The following is a 1,777-nucleotide window of genomic DNA, read 5'->3' as shown; positions in this document are numbered from 1 at the left end:
GCATAGTATTTTTGTTATTCTAAAGGATAGCGAAGGATTCATTCACATTGAAAGCCCTTCGCTATTTTTATTTAATACATTTAGTTAAAGCGGTGGTCTTCCTGAATTTATTTTCGGGTGGCCGGAAGGTGGTGGTAAATCCTTTCAGACCGTGCCTTTAAATTGAAACAATGAAAGCAGAAGAAGCATTTTATATAGGATATATTACAAAAACAAAAGGATTGAAAGGAGAGGTTCAGTTGTATTTTGAATATGATGAACCGGAATTACTTGATCTTGATGTGGTATTTGCCGAGATCAATGGTAAAATGGTTCCTTTTTTTATTTCGTCCTATAAATTGCAACCCAACAATACCGGAAATTTCTTTTTTGACGATGTAGATCATATTGATAAGGCACAACCTCTATTAAGAAAAAAAATTTATATTCCTTTGTCTAAAGTTCCCGACAGAGAAGATGAAGATTTTCATTATAATGATCTGAAAGGTTATATTGTTTCTGACGAAAAGCAAGGAGAGCTCGGTGAGATCATCGAAGTTAATGAGTATCCACAACAGTTTGTAGCTACTATTTCTTATCAGAATAAAGAGGTTTTGTTTCCTTTAAATGAGGATATGATTCTGGAAATTGATGAAGAGCGTCAAACCCTGCTGATCGATCTTCCAGAAGGCCTGTTAGACATTTACCTTAACAATTAACCCCATGCGTTTCGATATTATATCTGTTCTTCCTGGCTTGTTGGAAAGTCCTTTTGCCCATTCTATTCTTCAAAGGGCTCAGAAAAAGGGCATTGCTGAAATTGTGGTACATAACCTGCGGGATTATGCAAGTAACAAGCAGAAAAGTGTTGATGATTATCCTTATGGAGGCGGATCTGGTATGGTAATGGGTATAGAGCCCTTTGCTAAATGCATTGAAGCCCTCAAAAAAGAGCGGGAATATGATGAGGTAATCTTTATGAGTCCTGACGGGGAAACGCTTAATCAGAATATTGCAAATGAACTTTCGATAAGAAAAAATGTGATCATTCTTTGCGGCCACTATAAAGGGATAGACCAACGGATCCGGGATATTTTTGTGACCAGGGAAATCTCTATAGGAGATTATGTATTGTCTGGTGGGGAGTTGCCTGCTGCGGTATTGGTTGATGCTATTGTACGGCTTATTCCTGGTGTTCTGAACGATGAAACTTCTGCTTTATCAGATAGCTTTCAGGGAGATCTTCTGGATGCCCCGGTATATACAAGGCCAGCAGACTGGAATGGACACAAAGTACCCGATATTCTGTTGAGTGGCCATGAAGCTAAAATTAACGAATGGCGTTATGAGCAAGCACTTGCCCGGACAAAAAAACGACGTCCGGATTTGCTGGCAGACTAAAACTACCTGCTGAGCAAGGTAATTATCTTTTCTTTGTCTTTTATCTGATCTTTAAGGGCTGCGATCATTTCTTTGCAGACCTTAAGCTCTCTTTTCATACTTCCATACTCTGGCTCATCTTCGGCCGTAGTGCTTGATTCTTTCAAAGAATAGACATCATGTTCCTGCTCGAAGAAATAAGATGGAGAAACCTCAAGTATTCTCGACATTAAAATAATGTCGTTATATTTAATAGATCCTCTAACCAAGCTCAATTTTAATCCATCGAACGTTTTCTCCATTTCTGCTGCCAGCCAGCTTAATGAGCGGTTCTTTGCCTTTAAAATTTCGTCTACGATTAATTTGATGTCCATAAAAAATTAGTTGTTACCTGTTCTGTAACGAAAATATTTAGTAT

Annotated in this window: 3 protein-coding genes; 2 read left to right on the top strand and 1 reads right to left on the bottom strand. The window is 38.0% G+C overall.

Translation table 11 applies throughout. The features are described from left to right. Positions 1 to 170: 170 nt before the first annotated feature. On the top strand, positions 171 to 698 hold the full coding sequence (rimM, locus tag DBR11_RS25315) for a ribosome maturation factor RimM (RefSeq protein WP_108555361.1): 528 nt from the start codon (positions 171 to 173) through the stop codon (positions 696 to 698). Positions 699 to 702: 4 nt separating this feature from the next. Further along, entirely contained in the window at positions 703 to 1,380 is a 678-nt protein-coding gene (trmD, locus tag DBR11_RS25310; RefSeq protein WP_108555360.1) for a tRNA (guanosine(37)-N1)-methyltransferase TrmD, read from the top strand. A 2-nt stretch (positions 1,381 to 1,382) separates the two neighbouring features. Here the strand turns inward: trmD and DBR11_RS25305 are convergent, their stop codons facing one another. Beyond that, positions 1,383 to 1,733 (bottom strand): hypothetical protein, encoded by a 351-nt coding sequence (locus DBR11_RS25305; RefSeq protein WP_108555359.1) that lies wholly within the window; start codon positions 1,731 to 1,733, stop codon positions 1,383 to 1,385. Positions 1,734 to 1,777: the final 44 nt, after the last annotated feature.

It is taken from the genome of Pedobacter sp. HMWF019 (assembly GCF_003061025.1).
GTDB lineage: Bacteria > Bacteroidota > Bacteroidia > Sphingobacteriales > Sphingobacteriaceae > Pedobacter.
Note: the sequence above shows the minus strand (reverse complement) of the source record. Positions and strands in the feature narration are given on the sequence as shown.

What these genes read in the sequence shown, in the direction of transcription:
- trmD (WP_108555360.1), top strand. Translation starts at nt 703, where the DNA reads ATGCGTTTCGATATTATATCTGTTCTTCCTGGCTTGTTGGAAAGTCCT.
- DBR11_RS25305 (WP_108555359.1), bottom strand. Translation starts at nt 1,733, where the DNA reads ATGGACATCAAATTAATCGTAGACGAAATTTTAAAGGCAAAGAACCGC.
- rimM (WP_108555361.1), top strand. Translation starts at nt 171, where the DNA reads ATGAAAGCAGAAGAAGCATTTTATATAGGATATATTACAAAAACAAAA.